The 22,323-nt window shown below is 68.3% G+C and carries 23 protein-coding genes; 15 read left to right on the forward strand and 8 right to left on the reverse strand.

Annotated features, from left to right (window positions below; translation table 11 throughout):
- Positions 1-14 precede the first annotated feature (14 nt).
- Both ACGFIF_RS32090 and ACGFIF_RS32095 read left to right on the forward strand, forming a co-directional pair.
- Positions 15-995, forward strand: a complete 981-nt coding sequence (locus tag ACGFIF_RS32090; protein WP_393159793.1) for a sugar-binding transcriptional regulator — start codon at positions 15-17, stop codon at positions 993-995.
- A complete protein-coding gene (locus ACGFIF_RS32095) occupies positions 995-2,344 on the forward strand; it encodes a threonine/serine exporter ThrE family protein (RefSeq protein WP_393159794.1) in 1,350 nt (449 codons plus the stop codon). The genes ACGFIF_RS32090 and ACGFIF_RS32095 overlap by 1 nt, the downstream gene beginning before the upstream one ends.
- Here the strand turns inward: ACGFIF_RS32095 and ACGFIF_RS32100 are convergent.
- The gene (locus ACGFIF_RS32100; protein ID WP_393159795.1) at positions 2,341-3,438 is read right to left on the reverse strand and encodes a sialidase family protein; all 1,098 of its coding nucleotides are present in this window, start codon (positions 3,436-3,438) and stop codon (positions 2,341-2,343) included. The two genes, ACGFIF_RS32095 and ACGFIF_RS32100, sit on opposite strands and share 4 nt — an antisense overlap.
- Complete coding sequence (locus tag ACGFIF_RS32105) at positions 3,435-4,961, reverse strand: DUF4185 domain-containing protein (protein WP_393159797.1); 1,527 nt, start codon at positions 4,959-4,961, stop codon at positions 3,435-3,437. The genes ACGFIF_RS32100 and ACGFIF_RS32105 overlap by 4 nt, the downstream gene beginning before the upstream one ends.
- Positions 4,962-5,240: 279 nt before the next feature.
- Here ACGFIF_RS32105 and ACGFIF_RS32110 point away from each other — a divergent pair, with 279 nt between their 5' ends.
- The 6 genes from ACGFIF_RS32110 to ACGFIF_RS32135 all read left to right on the forward strand — a co-directional run bounded on the left by ACGFIF_RS32110 (position 5,241) and on the right by ACGFIF_RS32135 (position 9,299).
- On the forward strand, positions 5,241-6,443 hold the full coding sequence (locus ACGFIF_RS32110) for a 3,4-dihydroxy-2-butanone-4-phosphate synthase (RefSeq protein WP_393159799.1): 1,203 nt from the start codon (positions 5,241-5,243) through the stop codon (positions 6,441-6,443).
- Positions 6,440-7,132 (forward strand): class I SAM-dependent methyltransferase, encoded by a 693-nt coding sequence (locus tag ACGFIF_RS32115; protein WP_393159801.1) that lies wholly within the window; start codon positions 6,440-6,442, stop codon positions 7,130-7,132. Before ACGFIF_RS32110 ends, ACGFIF_RS32115 begins: the two co-directional genes overlap by 4 nt.
- 61 nt (positions 7,133-7,193) lie before the next feature.
- The gene (locus tag ACGFIF_RS32120) at positions 7,194-7,592 is read left to right on the forward strand and encodes a cyclic nucleotide-binding domain-containing protein (RefSeq protein ID WP_393159802.1); all 399 of its coding nucleotides are present in this window, start codon (positions 7,194-7,196) and stop codon (positions 7,590-7,592) included.
- On the forward strand, positions 7,582-8,568 hold the full coding sequence (locus ACGFIF_RS32125) for an adenylate/guanylate cyclase domain-containing protein (protein ID WP_393159803.1): 987 nt from the start codon (positions 7,582-7,584) through the stop codon (positions 8,566-8,568). Before ACGFIF_RS32120 ends, ACGFIF_RS32125 begins: the two co-directional genes overlap by 11 nt.
- Before the next feature lie 15 nt (positions 8,569-8,583).
- Positions 8,584-9,186, forward strand: a complete 603-nt coding sequence (locus ACGFIF_RS32130; RefSeq protein WP_393159805.1) for a GNAT family N-acetyltransferase — start codon at positions 8,584-8,586, stop codon at positions 9,184-9,186.
- Positions 9,186-9,299: a hypothetical protein gene (locus tag ACGFIF_RS32135; protein ID WP_393159807.1), complete on the forward strand. Its 114-nt coding sequence runs from the start codon at positions 9,186-9,188 to the stop codon at positions 9,297-9,299. Before ACGFIF_RS32130 ends, ACGFIF_RS32135 begins: the two co-directional genes overlap by 1 nt.
- Positions 9,300-9,303: 4 nt before the next feature.
- Here ACGFIF_RS32135 and ACGFIF_RS32140 read toward each other — a convergent pair whose 3' ends face one another.
- Complete coding sequence (locus tag ACGFIF_RS32140; protein ID WP_393159808.1) at positions 9,304-9,747, reverse strand: MarR family winged helix-turn-helix transcriptional regulator; 444 nt, start codon at positions 9,745-9,747, stop codon at positions 9,304-9,306.
- Positions 9,748-9,797: 50 nt separating this feature from the next.
- Here ACGFIF_RS32140 and ACGFIF_RS32145 point away from each other — a divergent pair, with 50 nt between their 5' ends.
- Positions 9,798-10,823, forward strand: coding sequence for a GNAT family N-acetyltransferase (locus ACGFIF_RS32145; RefSeq protein ID WP_393159810.1), 1,026 nt, complete (start codon positions 9,798-9,800; stop codon positions 10,821-10,823).
- Here ACGFIF_RS32145 and ACGFIF_RS32150 read toward each other — a convergent pair.
- From ACGFIF_RS32150 to ACGFIF_RS32160, 3 genes are all read right to left on the reverse strand, one after another.
- Positions 10,820-12,019, reverse strand: coding sequence for a DUF1700 domain-containing protein (locus tag ACGFIF_RS32150; RefSeq protein WP_393159812.1), 1,200 nt, complete (start codon positions 12,017-12,019; stop codon positions 10,820-10,822). The genes ACGFIF_RS32145 and ACGFIF_RS32150 overlap by 4 nt on opposite strands.
- Positions 12,016-12,345: a PadR family transcriptional regulator gene (locus ACGFIF_RS32155; RefSeq protein ID WP_130445805.1), complete on the reverse strand. Its 330-nt coding sequence runs from the start codon at positions 12,343-12,345 to the stop codon at positions 12,016-12,018. Before ACGFIF_RS32155 ends, ACGFIF_RS32150 begins: the two co-directional genes overlap by 4 nt.
- 169 nt (positions 12,346-12,514) lie before the next feature.
- On the reverse strand, positions 12,515-13,063 hold the full coding sequence (locus ACGFIF_RS32160) for a hypothetical protein (RefSeq protein WP_393159813.1): 549 nt from the start codon (positions 13,061-13,063) through the stop codon (positions 12,515-12,517).
- An 86-nt stretch (positions 13,064-13,149) separates the two neighbouring features.
- Between ACGFIF_RS32160 and ACGFIF_RS32165 the strand changes: the two genes are divergently transcribed.
- Both ACGFIF_RS32165 and ACGFIF_RS32170 read left to right on the forward strand, forming a co-directional pair.
- Complete coding sequence (locus tag ACGFIF_RS32165; RefSeq protein ID WP_393159815.1) at positions 13,150-14,082, forward strand: helix-turn-helix domain-containing protein; 933 nt, start codon at positions 13,150-13,152, stop codon at positions 14,080-14,082.
- A gap of 34 nt (positions 14,083-14,116) precedes the next feature.
- Positions 14,117-15,133 (forward strand): phosphotransferase enzyme family protein, encoded by a 1,017-nt coding sequence (locus tag ACGFIF_RS32170; RefSeq protein ID WP_393159817.1) that lies wholly within the window; start codon positions 14,117-14,119, stop codon positions 15,131-15,133.
- 72 nt (positions 15,134-15,205) lie between these two features.
- Here the strand turns inward: ACGFIF_RS32170 and ACGFIF_RS32175 are convergent, their stop codons facing one another.
- Positions 15,206-15,712, reverse strand: a complete 507-nt coding sequence (locus tag ACGFIF_RS32175) for a hypothetical protein (protein ID WP_393159818.1) — start codon at positions 15,710-15,712, stop codon at positions 15,206-15,208.
- A gap of 103 nt (positions 15,713-15,815) precedes the next feature.
- On the opposite strand from ACGFIF_RS32175, the gene ACGFIF_RS32180 reads away from it, so the two are divergent.
- On the forward strand, positions 15,816-16,976 hold the full coding sequence (locus tag ACGFIF_RS32180; protein ID WP_393159820.1) for a helix-turn-helix domain-containing protein: 1,161 nt from the start codon (positions 15,816-15,818) through the stop codon (positions 16,974-16,976).
- A gap of 232 nt (positions 16,977-17,208) precedes the next feature.
- Here ACGFIF_RS32180 and ACGFIF_RS32185 read toward each other — a convergent pair whose 3' ends face one another.
- On the reverse strand, positions 17,209-19,152 hold the full coding sequence (locus tag ACGFIF_RS32185) for a Xaa-Pro dipeptidyl-peptidase (protein WP_393159822.1): 1,944 nt from the start codon (positions 19,150-19,152) through the stop codon (positions 17,209-17,211).
- 145 nt (positions 19,153-19,297) lie between these two features.
- On the opposite strand from ACGFIF_RS32185, the gene ACGFIF_RS32190 reads away from it, so the two are divergent.
- The 3 genes from ACGFIF_RS32190 (at position 19,298) to ACGFIF_RS32200 (ending at position 22,322) form a co-directional block, all read left to right on the forward strand.
- The gene (locus ACGFIF_RS32190) at positions 19,298-20,311 is read left to right on the forward strand and encodes a LacI family DNA-binding transcriptional regulator (RefSeq protein WP_393159824.1); all 1,014 of its coding nucleotides are present in this window, start codon (positions 19,298-19,300) and stop codon (positions 20,309-20,311) included.
- Positions 20,312-20,344: 33 nt separating this feature from the next.
- Positions 20,345-21,271, forward strand: a complete 927-nt coding sequence (locus ACGFIF_RS32195) for a 1,4-dihydroxy-2-naphthoyl-CoA synthase (RefSeq protein WP_393159826.1) — start codon at positions 20,345-20,347, stop codon at positions 21,269-21,271.
- A 79-nt stretch (positions 21,272-21,350) separates the two neighbouring features.
- Complete coding sequence (locus ACGFIF_RS32200; RefSeq protein WP_393159828.1) at positions 21,351-22,322, forward strand: hypothetical protein; 972 nt, start codon at positions 21,351-21,353, stop codon at positions 22,320-22,322.
- Position 22,323: the final 1 nt, after the last annotated feature.

Raw genomic sequence — 22,323 nt, forward strand, 5'->3', positions numbered from 1 at the left:
GTTAGGGGGTTGAGGTGGCCAACGGCAACCGCGCGGTGCGCCAGCCGGGGCTGGACGAGCTGCGGCTGCTCGCGAAGGTGGCCCGGATGTACCACGAGAAGGGCATCCGGCAGCCCCGTATCGCCACCGAGCTGAACCTCTCTCAGGCCCGCGTGTCGCGGATGCTCAAACAGGCCGTCGAGGTCGGCATCGTGCACACCGTGGTGACCATGCCGAGCGGGGTGCACAGCGATCTCGAGGACGAGTTGCAGGGCCGCTACGGACTGCGGGACGCGGTGGTCGTCGACACGCTCGGGGTGGTGGGCGACGACGTACTCCCGGCGCTCGGCTCGGGTGCGGCGGCGTACATCGACATGACGCTGACCGGCGGGCACGTGATCGGGATCTCGTCCTGGAGCGAGACCCTGATCAGCGCGGTCGACCGGATGCCGCGCAAGAGCGTGCCGGTGGTGGACAAGGTCGTCCAGATCGTCGGCGGACTGGGCGACGCGGCGGTGCAGATGCAGGCGACCCGGCTGACCGCCCGGTTCGCCGAGCTGACCGGCGGGATGCCGGTCTACCTGCCCGCGCCGGGGCTCGTCGGGACGCCCGCGGTCCGGCGGGCGATGATGAACGACGTGTCCGTTCGGGACGTTCTGGGCACTTGGGGACAGCTCACCGACGCCCTGGTCGGGATCGGCAGTCTCGAGCCCTCGCCGCTGCTGCAGCGCAGTGGGAACGCGGTCGCCGAGGCGGACCAGGAAGAGCTGCGCCGGCTCGGTGCGGTGGGTGACGTCTGTTTCCGGTTCTTCGACGAAGAGGGAAATCACGTGCGCTCGACGTTCGACCAGCGAGTCATCGGGGTGACCGCCAAGGAACTGCTGGCGGTGCCGCGCCGGATCGGGGTGGCCGGCGGGGAGCGGAAGTTCTCCGCGATCCGGGCCGCACTGCTCGGCGGCTGGGTCAACATCCTGATCACCGACCTGGCCATGGCCGACCGGCTGCTCGAAACCTGATGGATCGCGACGAACAGCGCGACGTCTACCGGACACTCGACCTGGCGCTGCGGGTCGGCGAGGTGCTGCTGTCCAGCGGCGCCGGTACGGCCGACGCCACCGCGACCATCCTGGGCGTGACCGCGGCCGGCGGGCTGCGCGGCTGCGAGGTCGACATCACCTTCACCTCGATGGCCATCTCGTACCAGGCGGCACCGGACGTCGCGCCGGAGACGCACATCCGCCTGGTCCGTTACCGATCGCAGGACTTCTCCCGGCTGACCGAGGTCGATCGGCTGGTCCGCCGACTCACCCGGGGTGACGTCACCCGCGACGAGTCGAGCCGGGAGCTGGCGCGGTTGACCTCGGCAGGGCCGCCGTACCCACGCTGGAGCGCCGTACTGGCCTGGGGCGTGATGGCCGGCGGCGCGACGCTGCTGCTCGGTGGTGGCTGGCTGATCACGTTGGTGGCGGTCGTCACCGCGATCGTGATCGATCTGAACAACCGGTGGTTCAACCGGCAGCGACTGCCCGCGTTCTACCAGCAGGTGGCCGGCGCCTTCGTCGCCACCGCGGTCGCGCTGATCCTGTACGCCGTCCATGCGCCGGTGAAACCGTCTCTGGTCGTTGCCGCAGGCATCATCATGTTGCTCGCCGGGATCGCGCTGACCGGTGCGGTCCAGGACGCGCTCACCGGGTACTACGTGACGGCGGCGGCCCGGAGTCTCGAGGCGATGCTGCTGACCGGCGGGATCATCGCTGGGGTCAGCCTCGGCCTCACGCTCGGCATCAAGCTCGGGCTGCATGTCGGCATCGAGGCGCAGACGATCCAGCTGGCGAACCTGCCGATCATGGTCGGCTCGGGCGCTCTGATGGCGCTCGCCTTCGCCTATGCGTCGTACGCCCCGCTGCGGTCGCTGCTGCCGATCGCGGTGATCGGCGCGGTCGGATCGCTGGTGTTCACGCTGATGACGCGTGCGTCGTTCGGGCCGGCCTGGTCGACCGCCGCCGCGGCCTTCGCCGTCGGCCTTGGCGGCTACTCCCTCGGCCGCCGGACCGGCGTGCCGCCGCTGGTGGTCGTTGTCTCCGGCACCATCCCACTGCTGCCGGGGTTGACCATTTACAAGGGGCTGTACGAGCTGATGGGCCTGGGCAACCTGATCGGAATCGTCAGCCTGGCGACCGCGGTAGCCATCGGTGTCGCGCTCGCCTCCGGTGTCATCCTCGGCGAGTACGTCGCACAGCCGATCCGCCGCGAGGCCCGGCGACTCGAAGATCGCCTCGCCGGGCCTCGTCTGGTCGGACCACGCCGGCCGATACGTCGTCGTACCGGCTCCCGGCGCGGTCGCAGCCGGTCCGCGTCGTCCTAACTGGCCCGGCCGGTGGCGTAGTACGTCTTGCAGATGCCGGCGTCGTAGTCGGAGGCCAGTTCCAGGACCCGCTTGCTGTCGGGAGAGACGAGCAACGGTGAGCTGTAGTTGGGGCAGTAGTTGTTGTAGGGGTTGGTGACGGCTACGGGCGCGGGGATCGTGCGCCAGTTGCCGTTCCTGCTCTTCACGAACAGGGTCCGCCCGTTGCCAGAGGCAACTGAGCCGTCGGGGTTCTGCAGGATCTGACCCACCGCCAGCAAGTTGCCGTTCGGCGCGACCGCGATGGTCGGTGCGTGGGTGAAGTACTTGCCGTCCGCCGTCTTGGTGAGGACGCCGGGCGATCCCCAGTTCCAGCCGTCCGTGGACTGCCGGGTGTACGCGGCGCAGTCGTACTGACCGCCTTGGCCGCAGATCTCGTGCGACATGAGGTAGGTGCCGTTCGGCAAGCGCCGTACGACCGGCATCCCCGGACGGTGCGCGACCGTCGGGCTGGCGACCGTCGGAGTGGGATCGGTCCAGGTGACACCGTCGGAGCTGCGGACCTGCATCAGCTTCTGGCTGTGAGCCGGATCGGTCTCGTCCGCGTAGTGACAGACCAGCCGGCCGTCCTTGGCAATGGAGAACTCGGGCTCCCAGAGTCCACGGTCGTTCGGAGCGGTCGCGCAGCTGGACAGGTACGACCAGGTGCGGCCGACGTCGTTGCTCTTCCAGATCCGCAGCGACATCGGCCGGTCCGAGGCGCCGACGCTCGCTGCCCAGAGGAGGGTCCCGGCCGGCAACGCGCCAACCGGCTTGGGAAGCTCGAAGAGCGTTGCGCAGCACAGGCCTTGACCGTCGGCCGCCTCGGGATCCTCGACGGTTCCGACCTGGGTGAAGCTCTTGCCGGCATTCGTACTCTCGTAGATCGCGCCGATGCCGTCAGCGTTGCCCATGAAGGTGACGACGCTCGCCAGGATCCGGCCGTTCGACAGCTGGATCACGCGTGGGTAGAGCCCCGTGTCGTCCCGGAGCAGCTGACCGGTCGCGGCCTCCGCGGTGGTCGGTGCGACCAGGAATCCGGCGATGAGCGCGAGTACGACGACCAGCCGCCTCACCTGATCTCCTCGAGTACGACGTCGTCCAGCTGGAGCCAGACGTCCTGGCCGTGGCCGAAGAAGCCGCCGTACAGCTGGATCAGCGACTCACGTCCGGAGTCGAACTCGACACTCACCTCTTCGTACGTCGGGTGCGCGCCACCGGTCTTCTGCGCGATCGGCGTGCCGCGCAGCGTGCGAACGCCGACCATCGTCTCGGAGTTGTTCTCGGCGGTCCGCATCCAGGCGGACAGGCGGTAGCGGTGATGCGGGCGGACGGCAATGTTCTGCTGGAGTTGGTGAGTGCCGACCGAGTCGCGGACGTAGGCGTTGTTGGCTCCGCTGTGGCCTAGGTTGGCCCGGTCGATGCCGCCGCGGCCGTTGAGTTGCCAGGGTGCGGTCGGCGTACTGCCGGTCTGGTCCTCGAAGCCGGGGTCGGTGACCAGGTTGGTGACCTGACCGTCGTCGGCGAGCTTGGTGTGCATCAGGAACACGTTGTACGGGTCCCACTGCGACATCGTGAAGTAGAGATCCTCACCGGACGACCAGGGGTGCAGGTACGTTCCGTAGAGTCCGGGGAAGTCCTTGCCCTTGACAACGACCTTCTCGCCGCTCCACGGGCCGGTCAGCGACTCCGACGACCGCAGTACGACGGAAGCCCGCGACTCGTCAAGGTACATCATCAGCCACTTGCCGAGGTGCGCGTTCCACTGCACCGAGACCTCGCTGATCGGGCCGATCGCGATCGGGACCGCGGTGCTCTCTTTCGGCGACCAGGTGCGGCCGTCCCAGTAGCGCCAGGCGCTCTTCGACAGGACCTGCTGCTCCGGGACGCGGGCGATGTGGGCGTTGCCGAAGCGGCCGTTCGGCGTACCGATCATGTAGACGTAGCCCTTGTCACGGACCAGGGCCACCATCTGGAAGTTGTTGTCCCACGCCTTGGTGTTCTGCCAGCGCGCCTTCGGGTCCTTGGTCCAGGTCTCGCCGTTGTCGTCGGAGTAGGCGAAGCCGGAGTAGTTGGTGAACCAACTGCCGGCCGGACCCCAGTAGTTGACCGACATGTACTGCACGTACTGCCGCTTGCCGACCGCGATGCCGCCGGTCGGGATCACGGTGTGCTCGTCGCGGTCGATCTTCTTGCAGTCGAGGAACTGCTTGGCATGGCCAGGGCGGTCCTCGGCAGCCGAGTCCAGCGACATGCCGTCGGCCAGGTTGCGGTCCTTGCTGCGGAACAGCAGGTTGCAGCGCCAGTCGATCGTGGCCGGATCGCCGACACCGCCGCCGGGCCCGGTCCAGCCACTGCCGTAGCTGTCGCCGAACGCGGTCAGGATCTCGCCGGACCCGTTGTCCCACAGGATGCCGAGGTCAGTCGCCTTCAGCGCGAACCGTGCCTCGGTGTCGTTGATCGACCCCGGCCCGGTCAGCTTCGCGACCTGGTCGGCGGGGGACGGTACGGCTGCGGCTTGAGCGTCGGGAGTCTGGTCGGCCGGCACCAGCGCGGCTCCGATCAGGAGGGGTAGAACCAGCAACAATCGTTTCCGCATGGCGTTGTCTCCTCGGGCGGGGCAGAGCACATCGGTGAGAAATCGATTTCCGCCGAACCTAGTCCTTCGTTGTCAACCGGTCAACAGTTCGGCCGCGGCACGGTGTGGTTTACTGCCGTCTGGTGCGATTCCAAGGTGTGACGGTCGGGATTTCCCGGGCCCGTCGGCTTCGCCGGACGGCGGAGTGACCCGGCGCTGACCGGGGCCACGCGGTGATACCCCGCTTCAGCTCGGACCCTCCCAGGTCCCTGGCCGGAACTTTCAGCCGGAGAGCGAAGCATGTTCACAGGAAGAATCGAGCACACGGCCACGGTCGCTGAGGTCAGCGGCGACGTACTGCGGGTCAAGTCCGCGATCCCGGTCACGCCGGGTGGTGCGGTCTGCCTCGACGGGATCAGGTTCACCGCCGAGTCGGCCGACGCCGGCGAGGTCCGGGTGGTCGTGACGGACGAGACCCGGCGCCGTACGACGCTGGACCGCATCGCGGCCGGTACGACGATGAACGTCGAGCTACCCATCGCCGCCGGAGACCGGATCGACGGACACCTGGTCCAGGGTCATGTAGAAGGCGTCGGCAAGGTACTCCGCATCAGCGTCGAACCAGCCGGTCAACGCGTCTGGATCAGACCGCCGGACCGCCTGCTCGCGAAACTGGTGGCGAAGTCGTCGGTCGCGATCGACGGCGTGAGCATCACCGTGGCCGAGGTGCTGAAGGATCGGTTCTCGGTGGTCCTGGTGCCGAACACCCTGGAGAAGACCACGCTCGGCGCGCTGGCCGAGGGGGACCGGGTGAATCTTGAGAGCGACCTGCTGGTCCGGATGGCCCGCGACAGTCACGGTCCCGAGTTGCTGCGGGCGGTCAGTCAGTTGCCGTGGGCCGGCCAGTTCAGCGGTGAGGTCGGCGTACAGAAGGTGGTCGCGCAGATCGCCGCCGGCGGTGGGGTCGTGGTCTGGGATCCGACCGCGGAGAGCGAGGGCGATGTCGTCTTCGCCGGTGAGCGGTTCCGTCCGGAGGCGATGACGTTCCTGCTCACACAGGCCTGTGGACACACGACCATTCCGGCTGCGGCCGACGTACTGCAGCGGCTGGAGATTCCGCCGATGCCGGGTGAGGGCGACCGGCAGGGTACGGCGATGCACGTGTCGATCGATCTCGCATCGGCGGCCGGGACCGGGGTGTCCGCGGCCGAGCGAGCGGCGACGATTCGCCGGCTGGCGGCTGCGGACGCCGTACCGACGGACTTCCTTCGGCCAGGGCATGTGTTTCCGCTTGCTGCCCGGCCCGGACTGCTGGCCGAGCGGCTCGGGCACACCGAGGCGACAGTCGCGTTGTGTGTCGCGGCCGGGCTGGCGCCGGTTGGCGTGTGTTGCGAGGTGATGCGGCCGGATGGCGTGATGGCCGGGCCCGCCGACCTGGAGCAGTTCGCGCTGCGCTGGGAGTTGCCGATGATCGACATCCATGACCTGGTCCGCTGGCTGTGAAGGGCTCCGAACTGTACGACGATCCCGACTTCCTGAGCGGGTATCGGCAGTTGCGGCGGGACCGCCTCGGGCTCAACGATTCGCTGGAGATCCCCGCGATGAACGCCGTACTGCCCGCGGTGGAAGGGCTGCGGGTGGTCGACCTCGGGTGTGGTGAAGGCAGGCTCGCGGTCCGACTGGCGTCCGGTGGAGCTGAGGTGGTCGCGGTTGATGCGTCGGAGCAGATGTTGGCGGCTGCCTCTCGGCATCCGCGGGTGCGCTATGTCCGGGCGGATCTGGCCGAGTTCGACCTGCCGCCGGAGTCTGTGGAACTGGTGGTGAGCAGTCTGGCGCTGCATTACGTCGAGGACTTCTCTGGGCTGGTCGGGCGGGTTGCGCGGTGGTTGACGCCCGGCGGGACCTTCGCGTTCTCGATCGAGCATCCGGTGGTGACCGCGCCGCTGGTCGCGGCGGACTGTGTGGTCGACGACTACGCGGATGAGGGGCCGCGGCAACGAGCCTGGTTCGTGGACGGTGTGATCAAGTATCACCAGACCCTCGGGACAGTGCTGGGAGTGCTTCGGCAGCACGGGTTCCGGTTGAACGTCGTAGACGAGCCGCTGCCGACCGCTGAGCAGGTCGAGAGACATCCGCATCTCGCCGTCCATCGCCGTCGGCCGCCGTTACTCCTGGTCTCTGCCGTCCGTTAGAGTTACCGACTGGAAACATCGGCTGATCGCCGGGGTGGCCCGGCGGGCTCGGAGGATCGACGTGGCTTTGGGTAGGACATCCCCACGGGACCTGCCGCTGTTCGCGGAGCTGTCCGGACGGGACATCAGGGACATCTTCCGGGCCGGCGAGGAGGTCTCCGTGCCGGCCGGCTGGTCGCTGATTCTGGAGCAGACCCCGCCGGACGCGGCGTACCTGATCCTGAGCGGGACGGCGGCGGTCCGGGTCAAGGGCGAGGAGATCGCCGAGCTCGGCCCGGGTGACATCGCCGGCGAGGTCGCGGTCCGGAAGAACACGTTGCGGACGGCAACGGTGACGGCGAAATCGCGGCTGCAGCTGCTGCACTTCACCCGGGAGAAGTTCGACGACCTGACCAACCGGCTGCCCGCCTTCCGGGACGCGATCGACGCCACCATCGCCGAGCGCCGCGGTGGATCCTGACCCCTCGGAGCCCGGTGCGGTGGATCTCGCCGGGCTCCAGCGGGACTTCGAGCAGGCGCTGCTCGGCGGAGAGCGGAAGTTCACCCGGATCCAGGTGTCGGAGCGGGCGGGAATCTCGAGCGCGCGGGCCGAGCGGATGTGGCACGCGCTCGGGTTCGCGACCGTGCCGGACGACGAGATCGCGTTCACTGACGGGGACGTCGAGGCGCTGCGGCTGGTCGCGGCACTGGAGGACGACGGGTTCATCGATCCCGAGCTGGAGTCGTCGCTGGCCCGCAAACTCGGTCAGACCCAGTCCCGGCTGGCATCCTGGCAGTCCGCGATGTTCCTGGAGTTCCTCGGCAACTCGAAGCTGTCCGCCGACGAGGCGATCGAGGTGGCCGGGCAGTTGCTCCCGGCCATGGAGCGGCTGCAGACGTACGTCTGGCGCCGGCACCTGGCCGCCGCGGCCGGGCGGGCGGTGGCCGGGTCCGACGAGGTGGCCCGCGGGATCCGTGCCGTCGGGTTCGCCGACATCGTCAGCTACACCCGGCTGGCCCGCCGCCTGAGTGAGGTCGAGCTCGGCCAGTTGATCGAGCGGTTCGAGGGGACGACCGCGGACGTGGTCGCTCTGAACGGCGGCCGGGTGATCAAGTCGATCGGCGACGAGGTCCTGTTCGTCACCGACACCGCGGCGCAGGGTGCCGCGGTCGCCCTCGCGCTGCAGGACGCGGTGGCGGCGGCCGGCGACCTGCCCGAACTGCGCATCGGCCTTGCCTACGGCAACATCCTGATCCGGCTCGGTGACGTGTACGGCGAGGTGGTCAATCTCGCTGCCCGTCTCACTTCGGAATGCAAGCCCGGCCGCGTTCTCGCCGACCGTGAGCTGGCAGCGGCTCTGGACGGCCACGTCGACTACCGGCTGCGGCGGCTGCGCCGGGTCTCGGTCCGCGGCTACCACCACCTGGTCCCGTACGCCCTGCAACGTGCGGAGTGAGTCAGAATTGCCCGTGTGCGTGAGATTCTGACGACGGCCGAGTTGGCGAAGGTGAGTGCGGGCGATTCGGTGATCGTCTGGGCCGGGCAGGGTTTCCGCCCCGGAGTCCGCGCCTGGTACGACGGGGATGCGGTCGCCGTCGCCGCGCCGGACTTGTCGAAGCGCGATCGTCTCGCGGTCGTCGGGCCGGTGGACTCTGTCGCACGGCTCGCGGCTGAGGTCTTCGCCGAGGTGGGTCCCAGCTTTCGCCCGTTCGGCGACGAGCAGCTGATCCGAGACCTCGCCGACTACGTGCCGGACCTGTCCTTATCGGCCGCGTTCGGCTGGATGGACACGGCCGAGCTTCCGGTGGTGACGACCACGGCCGCCTGGCTCGAGGGCGATACCGGCGTCGAGGCGCTACTGGCCGAGTCGGCGCCGGCGTCGTACGCCTGGCCCGGCCGTTCCGGCGTACGACGCTGGGCGGCAGCTGCCGGTGACAGCGGGGAGCTGCTGAGTGTGGCAGCGGATGCGTGGAGCGCCCCGGAGATCGGCTTCCTGGCCGGCGTCGCCACCCACCCGGTTGCCCGAGGCAAGGCCTGTCCCGCCAGGTCTGTGGCTTCGTCACAGCCGAACTGATGAAACGCCACGGCCGCGTCGGGCTGATGGTCGACGGCGACAACGCTGCCGCCATCGCGGTCTACCACCGCTTGGGCTACACCTACCGCCGCGTCGCGGCCGCGCATCTTTAGGTATTCAGTCGGGGAGATCGGCGATCCTGGTCGAAATGCGTTCGAGTACGGCGAGTTCCTCGGCGCTGAGGTGGTCGATGAACCGCTGCCGGACCGAGTCGAGGTGACCCGGTGCCGCAGCGGCCAGGACGTCGAAGCCGTGGTTGGTGAGGTGGTAGATCGAGCCGCGGGCGTCGTTCGGATCCGCCTCCCGTTCGATCAGGCCGCGTGCCTCCATCCGGGCAGCGTGATGTGACAACCGGCTGCGGGACCACTGCATCTTCTCCGCGAAGTCCTTCAGTCCCCACCGCCGGCCCGGCTTCTCCGACAGCGTGCTCAGCACCTCGTAGTCGGCGGCCGACAGACCCAGCCGGTTCAGGTCCCGCGCCAGTCGCGACGGTACGACGGTCAGCAGCCGGCGTACCGCCCGCCAGGCGCGTTCCTCGTCGGCGCTCAACCAGTTGGTCACGGCGCGATCCTACTCTTTGACGTGTCAAAGAGGGTGGTAGGCTCTTTGACATGTCAAAGAAAATCCTCGTGGTGATCGCCAGCACCCGGCCCGGTCGGCTGGGGCCGGCGGTGGGCGACTGGTTCGTCCGGGCGGCGGCAGCCACGGCAGCCGATCTCGGCGCCGACCTCGACGTCACGGACCTGGCCGAGGTGAATCTGCCGTTCCTGGATGAGCCCGAGCATCCGTCGACCGGGATCTACCTGCACGAACACACTCGGGCCTGGAGCCGGCGGGTTGCTGCCGCCGATGCGCTCGTCTTCGTCACCAGTGAGTACAACTTCGCGATGCCGGCCACGCTGAAGAACGCCTTCGACTACCTGCATGCCGAGTGGGCGTGGAAGCCGTGCCTGTTCGTCGGCTACGGGAACACCTCGGCCGGCACCCGTGGGGTGCAGATGGCCCGCGGTGTAGCGACCTCGCTGCGGATGCTGTCGATCGGGGGTGACATCTTCCTGCGGATCGCCGAGAGCATGCGTGACGGCGTGGTGATCGACTCGGAGCAGTTGAATGCGCGGGCCGGCGAGGCTTTACGTCAGCTTTGTCGCGTGGCCGACGTACTGCGACCGCTCTATCGCGACGGGATCGAGATCACCCGGGCGGCGCCCGCCGACGCGGCCGAGCTGCTCGTGCTGCAGCGGTGCTGCTGGGTGGACGAGGCGATCGCCAACGACCGGCTCGATCTCCCGGCGCTGCTGGAGTCGGAGGCTGACGTCCGCTCGGACCTGCGGACGTGGTCGACCTGGTGTGTGCGATCCGGTGCGCGGCTGGTCGGCTCGGTGCGGGCCAGACTCGACGCGGACACCTGGGAGATCGGCCGGCTGATGGTCGCGCCGGACCATCGACGTACCGGCCTCGGCCGTCGCCTGCTCGGTTTCGCCGAGGCCCAGGCGCCGGACGGGGCCACGGTCGCCACCTTGTTCACCGGAGAACGCAGCGACCGCAACATCGCGCTCTACCAGAAGTCCGGCTACGTACTCACGGACGACCCGGCGCCGGCCGGAGCCGTCCGCCTCAGCAAGCCGCTCGCCGGCTAGCGGGTGGGCTGAACGGTCAGCGTGACGCTGGGCCTTGCCGACGCGGTGGGTGTCGTGGGTTTGGTGCTGGGCGTAGCGGTCGGGGTTGCGGTGGTGGCCGGCGCCGGCGGTGGAACGAAGGACGCCTTGTCTGAGTCCTTGCAGGTCTCCTCGCTGACGTTGCCGGACTCGTCCGGTGTCGCGATCTTGAGCGGGAAGACGTTGCTGGTCGTGCTGTGGTCGACCCGGCCGAAGCGCGCGTCGCAGTCATCCCGCGGTAGGGCGATCGGGTTGCCGTCCTGGTCGTACAGCCGCACGGTGACTTGCTTGCCCTGAGCATCGAACGGGTAGATGTTGCCGATCGTCATACCGTTCAGAACGAGACCGTCCGGGGTGTACGACGCCCCACTGCTGCTGTAGTCGCCGTAGTTGTTCAGGAAGCCGAACGACGCTCCCATGTACGCGGCGGCGAGGAACGCGGGTACAGCGACTGCCGCGACGAGGTTGAGCGGTACGACGTACCAGAGCCAGCGCGGGTCCTGCTGGGTCCGGCGGCCGATCCAAACCGACACCGCGGCACCGGCGAGCGCGCCGACCACCGTGACCGCCCCGGCGCCGAAGAGCGCGAAGAAACCGCCGCCGCCGATCGCGCCGCGGGCGACCCACCAGACCGGCTGGCCGATGGTGACCAGCTCGCGACGGACGTTCGGCGGGATCTGGTCGATCAGGTCGCGGATCGCGGCGGCGCCACGCTCGCCGCGCGGGGTCTCCAGGACGATCCGCGGATCGTTGCCGCGCAGTGCGCGAACGCCGAGGTACGCCGAGCCGAACAGCACCGCCAACCCGAGTACGCCGAAGAACAGGGTCTCCTCGTGCGACCAGGCGAAGATGCCGATGGCAACGAAGAACGGGCCGACGGTGGCCGCGATCAGTCCCCAGCGCAGCGCCTTGCGGCCGGCGTCGCGATCCGCGACCGGCTGCGTGCGGGGCGGGTATCCGGCGGCGGTGCGCAGTTCGTCGGCGTACTCCCGCGGTGTGCCGAGGCGCTCCTGCAGAGCGGCTGTGGTGGGCTCCGCCTCGAACTCGGCCGCCACCTCGGTGAGGTGACCGCTCACGTCCTCGAGCACGTCCTCCAACTCACCCGGCGGCAGGTCGCTCAGCTCGGCCCGCACCTGGGCCAGGTAGATCGCGACCACTCCGGTCAGGGTGCTGTTCACGCGGCCTCCTTCTCCAGCAGCAGCACCGACATCGTGTCGGCGAAGTGATTCCAGGTCTTGGTCGACTGGGCGAGCAGATCCCGGCCGGTCTTGTTCAGCCCGTAGTACTTGCGATGCGGGCCTTCCTCACTCGGCTGCACGTACGACGTCAGCGCACCGGCCGCGAACAGCCGCCGCAACGTCCCGTACACCGAAGCGTCCGCGACATCCTCGAGTCCAGCGGCCCGCAGCCGGCGCAGCACGTCGTACCCGTACCCGTCGGCATCCCGCAACACGGCGAGCACCGCCAGATCCAGCACACCCTTGAGCAACTGGCTCGTATCCATAACGCCTCCTCGGCGCACCGGGAGGCCGGACCCCTCAGACCACCCTCCCGGTGCTCTACTGACCACACTACTACACATTGCGGAGTACTCCACAACACAGCACCCCGTGGTCGTCCCACGCGCCCAGCCCACAGGACCCCGCAGACCGGCTGCCGCGATGGCGGTGGTTCTAAGCCGCAGGAGTGTCTGCTGCGGTGAGCAGTTCGATGCGGCGGCGGAGTTGTCTGGGGTAGAGCCAGCCGGAGTACAGCATCATCGCGGTCGAGTTGGCGTAGAGGACAGCCCAGAGCGAGCCGGAAACTGCGGCTCCGACTGTGGCGATCGCCAGTACGACACCGATGGCCGTGATGGCCTTCGGGCCGGGGCGCCAGGACGAGCCGGTCAGCGAGTGTGAGGCGATCCGGAGTGCGGCGGCTCGGATCTCGGGGTCGGTCGGCACCGGGCCGCGCTCGGCGGCGCGGCGCGCGAGCTGCAATGTGTCTTCCGGAAGGTCGCCTTCAACCTCGGCCCACTCGCGCTTCCACCGCGGCTCGAACCACCAAGCACCCAGCGCGAACAGGACCGCGCTGATCGCGGCGAAGACACCGGATTCCGTCCAGCTCTGCCCGTCGGTTCTGACGAAGATGCCCGTCCCGGCGCCGCCGATCAGGCCGGCCAAGGCAGGCAACAGCCACCTGGGCGGGCCGGAGAAGTAGCTGCGCACGGGCTCATCATCCATGGAACATCAGCGTGGCGGTACGGGGATCGGGGGAGGTCAGCAATTTCGATCAAGTGCTGCGTCTGGGGCTCGGGCACAGTGGGGGTATGGCGGATGTGTTCGAGGAGTTCGTTGCGGTGGTGGCTGAGGGGTTGGCCGGGCCGGGTGAGGACGAGCGGCTGGGTGGGGTTGACCTGGCCGGGCGGGTGCATTTGTCGCGGTTTCACTTCGATCGGGTGATCGGGGCGGTGGCGGGCGAGTCGCCGTACGCGTTTCGGCGGCGGGTGTTGCTGGAGCGGGCGGCGTTCCGGCTGCTGGCCGAGGACTCGCCGGTGCTCGACGTCGCGGTCGAGGCGGGGTACGGGTCGCACGAGGCGTTCACGCGAGCGTTCGTGCGGGCGTATGGGATGTCGCCGCGGGAGTGGCGGCGGGAGTCGTCGCGGGTGTTCTTCCTGTCGGCTCCGAGCGGGGTTCATTTTCAGCCGCCAGCGGGCCTGCGCCTGCCGGCCAGGAAAGAGGTGAGAGGGATGGATGTCCTGGTCAGAATGGTCGAACATCACGTCTGGTTGACCGGCGAGATGATCGAGCGCGGCGCCCGCCTGGACGCGGCGGCGCTGGACCGGCCGATCGAAATGTCGGTGGAGGGGATCGACGACGACATCTCGATCCGCTACCTGCTGGATCGTCTGGTCTGGCAGGAAGAGATGTGGCTGGCCTCGGTGGAGGACCGCCCGTTCCAGGTGCCCGAGTGCGGCCGGCAGGTCGTCACCCCGATCCCGGAACTCCGCGACCGGCACGCGATCGCCGGATCCCGTTTCGTTGCCTTGGTCAACCAGTTAAACGAGGAGGGCCGCTTCGACGAGTCCTTCGTCGACACCACCTGCGAACCACCCCGCGTCTTCACGTACGGCGGCATGGTCGCCCACGTCCTCACCTTCGCTGCCCACCGAAGGTCCTTGCTCATCGGCGCCTTCTACACCGCCGGCATCACCGACCTGGGCTTCGGCGACCCCATGCACTACGTAGCCGAAGGCAAGTAGTTACCCCACGTCCCAGCATGGGACACTCGGGCACGTGTCGGCGGCCAGTGATGACGAGGAACAGTTGGCGAAGACCCTGGATCTCGCGTACGACGTACAACCGGCCGAAATCACCCGAATCGCCGCCGGAACGTCAACGATCAACTACCGCGTCACCGACCATGCAGGTGCCCAGTGGTTCGCCAAGATCTACCGCGACCGCGCAGCTCTGCGACGAGAGTACGACGCGGTCGAGCTGGCCGAATACGCTCGAGCGGGCCGAGTGCCGGTGCCACGCCTGCGCCCGACCCGCAAGGCCAGGCTGATTGAGGATGCGGCGCTACCGATGTCGCTGTGGGAGTACGTCGCCGATGCCGAGACCGCCGAAGCAGGGATCGTCGGCGGCCGGTGGCAGGCCGTCGGCGCCGTACTCGGCAGACTCCACCGCCACCTCGCCGACCACCCCGCAGCCGCACCCACGGTCCGACCCGCGACCGGTGTGTCAGACATCGAACGGTCGCGGGCCCGCTTCGATCGGCTCATCAGCGAGTACAGCCGGCGCAAGACGCCAAGCCCGTTCGAGGCATGGGCCTTGGACGCCGTCAGGCAGCGGCGCGCATTGCTGGACCGAGCCGCTGTCATCTTGGCGGACCTCCCCGATCTAACCGTGCAGATCGTGCACGGAGATCTCGCCTCTCCGAACCTGCTCCTGCGCGCGGACCAGGTCGCCGCCGTCATCGACTTCCAGCCCCCGACGCCGCGCTATCTGTCGTGGGAGATCGCCCGTATCGGTTGCGACCCGAGAACCATCCTCCTAGGCGACCAATGGATCACCGGCTTCCCCGAGCTCCTCGCCGCATACCAGGACGAGCACCCCACCGTGAGACCGGAAGACCTCACGTCCGCAGTCGCCGTCGGCTGCGCCTACATGCTGGCCTCGACCTACCCACTCAGCGAACACCTGGACAACCCAACCGCGGTCGAGCCGTCCCTCCAGACATACGCACGGGCCCGCCACGAGGCCGCACTGCTCATGTTGGACCGCCTCGACGAAGTCCACCGCGGTCGTTGAAGTACCTAGGGGACGGTGAGTACGGCGGGTGCGTCGGGGGTCGCGAGGACGTGCCGGTAAACAGCGGCAACCTCAGCCGCCGGAATGGAATCGGGGGATGTCCCAGTCCGGTGGAATGCTCTCGCTCACCCAGCCTGGTGCCACCACGTGTGCCCGGACCGGCAATTCCCGTCGGGCCGCAGTGATGAAGGCGGCCAGCGCGGCGTTGACCGCCGTACCCCCGGAACCCCCGTCCAGGTCGGGCGCCGCGCCACCGGTGAGCACCACGACGCCGTTCGTCATCAGTCGGGCAGCAACACGGAGCGCCTCGATCTGACCGAACAGCTTCCCGGCGAAGTCCGCCTGCAGCTGCGCGGGCGACAGCTCGTCGAGGGGCCGCAACGGCGTACCAGGACCAAGGCAGATCAAGGCATCGAACGGCATTAAGGTGCCCAAGGCACCTTTCAGCGACTCCGGCTTGCTCAGATCCACACCGGGCTCGGACGACCGAGACACCCCGACAACCTCATGCCCATCCGCCTTCAGTACTTCACTGACCGCGGTCCCCAACGTCCCGGCACCAACGCTGACAACTCTCATCCTCCATCCGTATCACGGTCGGCTGACTTGCCGTGCTGGTTATCGATCAGCTCGGTGACCGCGGTGGGCGACAGGAATACAGAGGACGGGGGGCACTCTGTTCATGACGTTCGGCGACCGGATGCGTGAGTACCGCGATCATCGGGGGTGGTCGTTGGGGGACTTGGCTCGCGCTACTCACTACAGCCGGGGGCATCTCAGCAATGTTGAGAACGGTCGTAAGACGCCGACCGAAGAGCTTGTGCGTGTGTGCGACAGAGCGCTGCGTGCGAAGGGGGAACTGATCGGTGCGTTCGAGGCGGAGGCTGTTGCGCGCCTGGACATGACGCCTTGGGAGACGGCCGAGCTTGTGCAGCGGATGCAGGTGAGCGACACCACCTCTCGAACACTCGAGACGCTCCATGCGACCGTCGAGGAGCTGTGTTGCCAGTACAACCGACGCGACGCCCTGGAGCTTCGGCGGGAGGCTCACGGTTGGCTTCAGCACGTCGTCGATCTTCTGCATCGTCCGACTGGTCTCAAAGCGCATCAGGAATTGCTGGTCGCAGGCGGTTGGCTCGCGCTGCTGGCCGGATGTGTCGAGTACGACCTCGGGCTGCGGTCGGCGGCGGAGGCTACGCGCACCGCCGCTGTCCAACTCGGCGTCGAGGCGGAGCACCAGGAGATCGTCGGATGGGGTCACGAGATGACCGCCTGGTTCGCGTTGACCCAGGGCCGCTTCAGGCAGGCGATCGACGCGGCGCAGCGGGGCCAGGCGGCTGCGAAGTTCTCCAGCGTCCACGTCCAGCTCATCGCCCAGGAGGCGAAGGCCAAGGCCCGGCTGGGTGAACCAGGTCTTCAGGATCTGCTGGAATCCGGCCGCGCCATGCTGGAGCGCCTCCCGTATCCCGACCGGCCCGACAACCACTTCAAGGTCGATCCGGCAAAGTGGGACTACTACAGCATGGACGTCCATCGGATCGGCGGGGACAACGACCGTGCTCGCGCCCACGCGCAGACGGTCATCCGGGACAACATCGCGCCGGACGGCACCGAGCTGAGCCCGATGCGGATCTCGGAGTGCCGACTGACCCTCGGCTTCGTGGCCGGCCGGGAAGGCGACCTCGAGCAGGCCGTGGGGCTTGGCCTCGACGGACTTCGGGATGGCAGGCAGAGCCGTGTCCACCTCCTCATGGTCGCCGGCGAGCTGGACCAGGAACTGCGGTCCCGCTACGCCGGCGAAGGCATGGTCCGTGATTTCGGAGAGGCGCTCAGGGCGGTCTGACACTCGCAAACGGATGCCGGGATGGTGCCGAGCGTAGGCGCATGAGGGCCGCTCACAACCCCGGTCCACGGTGGGTTGAGGATCCGCGCGCAGGCGAACCGCGGGGTAGTCGATTTGCGGGCGGTAGCCCGCCGACGCGCGCGGCAGCGCGCAACTTCAAGGGTGGGTGGGAGCGCCGGCGAGCACGCGACGGAGGAGCGCGCGTAGCGGTGCCGTGGGTCTACCAGGTCAGCTAGTTGGTCGGGTCGTGGAGGTCGGGACGTTGGGTGGGGGTGGTGATGTCCACGTCGATCGGCTGGACCTTGCTCGGGGCCGCGATCTTGCCGGAGGTGACGGGGAGGTTGAGTTTGCTGCCGGCCAGGTCGATGTCGATGGTGGCGCCGGTGTCGTTGGGGGTTGTCCATTCGGTGTCGCTCAAGGTGACGGCGAGACCGAGGATGCGGCCCTTGGGGATGACTTCGTCCTGGGCGCGGAGGGGGACGGTGACGGTGGTCCACTCGCCGGGGGTGAGCGGTTTCGGTTTGCTCAGGGAGCTGCTGTGGGCGGCGTCGATCCAGCCGCGGCTGACGATGCCGTGGTCGCTCTGGGTCGTGAGTTTCTCGACCGTGTAGTAGCAGGCGTCGTCGTAGTCGGTGCTGTCGCCTTCGCAGGTGCTGTCGTCGGTACGGCGGATGCCGGAGAACCGGTCGGCGTCGCCGTACTCGATCAGTCGTGCGGTGACCGGCGTGGTGACCGAGTCGGCCTTGATCTTCAGGGTGACCGTCGGCGTACCGCTGATCCGGATCGGGGCCGGCAACGGTGCGGACAGGAACATCTGCCGGCCGGCGATCACCTCGGACGGGGTCGCGACGATGTCGTCCTCGGTCAGTTCCGGGTCGTCCGTGACAGTGACCGTTCCCTTGCCTGGGGCACCTAGTTTGCCGGCCGCGAGCGGCACCGGGACGGTCCGGTTGACGGCAGGCCAGGTCTTGTAGTCGCGCCAGACATCGGGTGCGGTCTCGACCGACGCCATCGGCTCCTTCATCACGCCGTTCTGCAGGCCCTGCAGCCAGTAGTCGAACCACTCGTGCAGTTCGTCCACCCAGGCGTCGCGACGGAACTCGAACGGATCCACGTGGTCCTCGAGACCCAGCCACAGCTTGCGCGGCACGTTGTTCTTCGCGAGTGCGGTCCACCACTGCGAGAAGTGGTTCGTCTGGACGTTGTAGTCGCTCAGGCCGTGGGTCATGAAGACCGATGCCTTCACCTTCGAGGCGGTCTTCAGATAGTCCCGCTCGGCCCAGAAGGCGGTGTAGTCGCCGGTGTCGTCATCGTCGTTGTCGCCGAGCTCGGCCCGTACGGCGTCGCACGCGGGCGTGTCGTGGCCGACATAGCTACCGAGCCACGGCATGTAGTCGTCGGAGTACGGCACGCCGCCGGAGCGCGTGTAGTCGTACCACGAGGAGATCGCGGAGATCGGCACGATCGTCTTCAGGCCGTTGACTCCGGTCGCGGCGACACCGTTCGCCAGGGTGCCGTCGTACGACTTGCCGATCATCCCGACCGCGCCGCTGGACCAGGTCGCCTCGACGTCCGCACCGTCGGCGGTGTGTGCGGTGTTGCGGCCGTTCAGCCAGTCGATCACCGCGACGACGGAGTCGATCTCGTCCTTGCCGCCGACGTCTCCGCAGCCGCTCGACCTGCCGGTGCCGACGATGTCGACGCCCACCACGGCGTACCCGCGGGGGACGAAGTAGTTGTCGTAGAACAACGGCATCTTCTGGATGACGCCGTTCTCGTCGTACGTCTTCTTCTCGCTCTCGTTGCCGCGACCGCAGCAGGAGTAGTACGGCGACGCGTCCATGATCACCGGGATGCGCAGCCCGGTCAGGTCGGTCTCGCGCGGCCGGACGATGTCGACCGCGACGACGTCGTTCGTGCCGTCCGAGTCGGTGTCCAGCTTCGTGTCGACGTAGACGGACTCGCGGAGTGCGTCAGCGTAGTCGTAGACCGGGCGCGTGCTCTTGGTGGCAGGGTCGACGTACGGCGGCGCCGCCGGGCTCGGCGCCGGTGCGGCGGCGCCCGATGCGCTCGGGTCGTCCGGCATCCGGGCAGCCGTGGCGGTACCGGTCACGGTTCCCAGGCTGAGGATGGTGGACGAGACCAGGATCGTCACCCTGGCGCGGACGGTCGTCATGGCTGGGAAGGCTAGTCACTCAGGAGGCCTAAAGCCAGATTCTGACGATATTGGCAGCCACTTCCCAGCCACAGAGCGTAATGGTGGACTAGTTCCGATAGGGTGACCGCCACCACCCAGGGGGAGAGTACGGAAGGGTAGGCCAGTGAATCTGCGAGCACCGGTGACATTGCTGGACGTGGCACAGCGCGCGGGTGTGTCGGTCGCGACCGCGTCCCGCGTGCTCAACGGCGGGGACCGGGTTCCCCGTCCTGAGCTGCAGGAACGGGTCAAAGCCGCCGCGGACGAGCTCGGCTACACGCCGAACGCGCAGGCCCAGGCACTGGCCAAGTCGTCGACCAACGTCGTCGGCATCCTGGTGCACGACATCGAGGACCCGTACTTCGCGGCGATCGCGAACGGCGTGATGCGGGCGGCCGACGAGCGCAATCTGCTGGTCATGATGGCCAGCACGTTCCGTGACTCCGATCGTGAGATTGCTTATCTGTCGTCGTTGCGTGCACAGCGGGCCCGGGCCGCGGTGATGATCGGCAGCCGTCGTACCGATGCGGAGAGCCTGGCCCGTACGGCGACCGAGGTCGAGACCTTCCTCAACTCCGGTGCCGGACTGGCGCTGGTCAGTCAGTCCGGGATGCCGGCGCACACCATCGAGCCGGACAACCGTGCCGGTGCGGCCGAGTTGGCCCGGTCGCTGGTCGGGCTCGGCTGGCGGAAGTTCGCCGTACTGGGTGGACCGGATGCGCTGGCGACGGCGCGGGACCGGCGGGACGGATTCGTCGCCGGGCTGGCCGAGGCCGGGCTGCAGCCGGTCGCGGTCGAGGCCGGCGAGTTCACTCGGGACGGCGGGTATGCCGCGGCCGAGGCGCTGCTGGATCGCAAGACCGATCTGGACTGTGTGTTCGCGGTGAACGACGTGATGGCGGTCGGCGCGATGTCCGCGCTGCGGGCCCGCGGGGTCGACGTACCGCGGGAGCTGGGTGTGGCCGGGTTCGACGACATCGCGACCCTGCGGGACGTGTGGCCGGGGCTGACCACGGTCCGGCTGCCGTTGGAGCAGATGGGCCGACGGGCGCTCGAGCTCGCGATCGAGGGCGGCGAGGCGACCACCGAGACGTTCAAGGCCGAGGTCGTCCTGCGGGAGAGCACCGCACACCGCTGAGTCCTGCGGGAAAGCACCGCGCGGCGCTGAAATATGCTCGGCGGCGTGACCGAAGCCGAGCACGTCTCCGAGATCTTCGACCCGTCGGCCTGGAAGCAGGTGGACGGGTTCGACCTGACCGACATCACCTACCACCGGGCGGTCGACGCCGGGGTGGTGCGGATCGCGTTCAACCGGCCCGAGGTGCGCAACGCGTTCCGGCCGCACACCGTGGACGAGTTGTACCGGGTGCTCGACCACGCGCGGATGTCGACCGACGTCGGTTGTGTGCTGCTCACCGGCAACGGACCGTCGCCGCGGGACGGCGGCTGGGCGTTCTGCTCGGGTGGCGACCAGCGGATCCGGGGCAAGGACGGTTACAAGTACGCCGAGGGGACCACGGCCGAGTCGATCGACCCGGCGAAGGCGGGCCGGCTGCACATCCTCGAGGTGCAGCGGCTGATCCGCTTCATGTCGAAGGTGGTCATCTGCGTCGTACCGGGGTGGGCCGCGGGTGGCGGGCACAGCCTGCACGTGGTCGCCGACCTGACGCTGGCGTCCGCGGAGCACGCGCGGTTCAAGCAGACGGACGCGGATGTGGCGTCGTTCGACGGTGGCTTCGGATCGGCGTACTTGGCCCGGCAGGTTGGGCAGAAGTTCGCCCGGGAGATCTTCTTCCTCGGTGACGAGTACAGCGCCGAGGACGCCTACCGGATGGGCATGGTGAACAAGGTCGTCCCGCACGCCGAGCTCGAGGCGACCGCGCTGGAGTGGGGCAAGAAGATCTGCGCCAAGTCCCCGACGGCGCAGCGGATGCTCAAGTACGCGTTCAACCTGATCGATGACGGCCTGGTCGGCCAGCAACTGTTCGCCGGCGAGGCCACCCGCCTCGCCTACGGCACCGACGAGGCCGCCGAGGGTCGCGACTCCTTCCTCGAGAAGCGGCCGGCCGACTGGTCGCCGTACCCGTACGCGTTCTAACACGGATCACTGAGTAGTTCGCAGGAATTTTTGTGCGAAATGGTGACAGTTCGCGGTAAGACACTTACCGTCGACCGGTATGGACAACCTTTCCCGCCGTGGGTTGCTCAGCGGGGCCGGCGCGATCATCGCTGCCGGCACGCTGGGTGCATCCACCGCCTCCGCCCGCCCTGTCCGCCCTCTCGCCCTGCCCGCCACCAAGCGCTTCGTCATGGGCGGAGCCGGTGGTGAACTCTTCCGCAGCAAGCCGCTGTGGGGACCGACTGTCATGCAGTCGTTTGCGTTCGACACTCCCAACAACCGCCTCTTCACCGGTCAGTTGCGATCCGGTACGCCGGCCAACAGCGGCGACCTCACATTGAGCCAGCTGAGCTTCTCCGGCACCGTGCTCGGTCACATGTACCTGACCGGGTTCGGCCATGCCGTGTCCATCGGCGCCGAGGCTGTCGGCAGTACGACGTACATCTGGACCGAGACCGACGTCGACACGGCCAACGGGCGCGGGCGGCAGATCGCCCGCTTCCCGTGGCAGAACGGCGCGACGAAGACGTCCAGTCAGGTGACGAAGTGGAAGCCCGTCTCGAACGGCAGCGTGTTCACACCCGCGGTCGATCAGCGGTACGGGCGTCTGGGTGTGCGCTACTCGTTGTCCGACGGGATGCACATCAACGTGTACTCGCTGGCCGCGGCGCGCGCCGGCGACTTCTCGACCGTGCTTGCGTCGTTCAAGCAGCCCGCGTTGACGTCCGGGATCGACTTCCAGGGGTGGGCGCTGTACGGCTCGTACGTCTACTTCTGGGAGGGCGAGGCATATCCGGGCGACCCCGACCCGGCCCAGGCGACGTCGAAACTGTGGTGCTACGACATCAACACCGGGCAGATCGTCGACTCGTTCCGCACCCTCGCGGGCCAGAGCCTGACGTACCGCGAGGCCGAGGGGATGGCCGTCTACGGCTCCACCGACGCGACCGCGCGCCTGTACTTCGGCTTCGCCTCCGGCGTCACCGGCGACCGCCGCGCCAGTTTGTTCTACCGCAACCAACTCGTCTGAG

It is taken from the genome of Kribbella sp. NPDC049174, from assembly GCF_043197365.1.
Taxonomy (GTDB): domain Bacteria; phylum Actinomycetota; class Actinomycetes; order Propionibacteriales; family Kribbellaceae; genus Kribbella.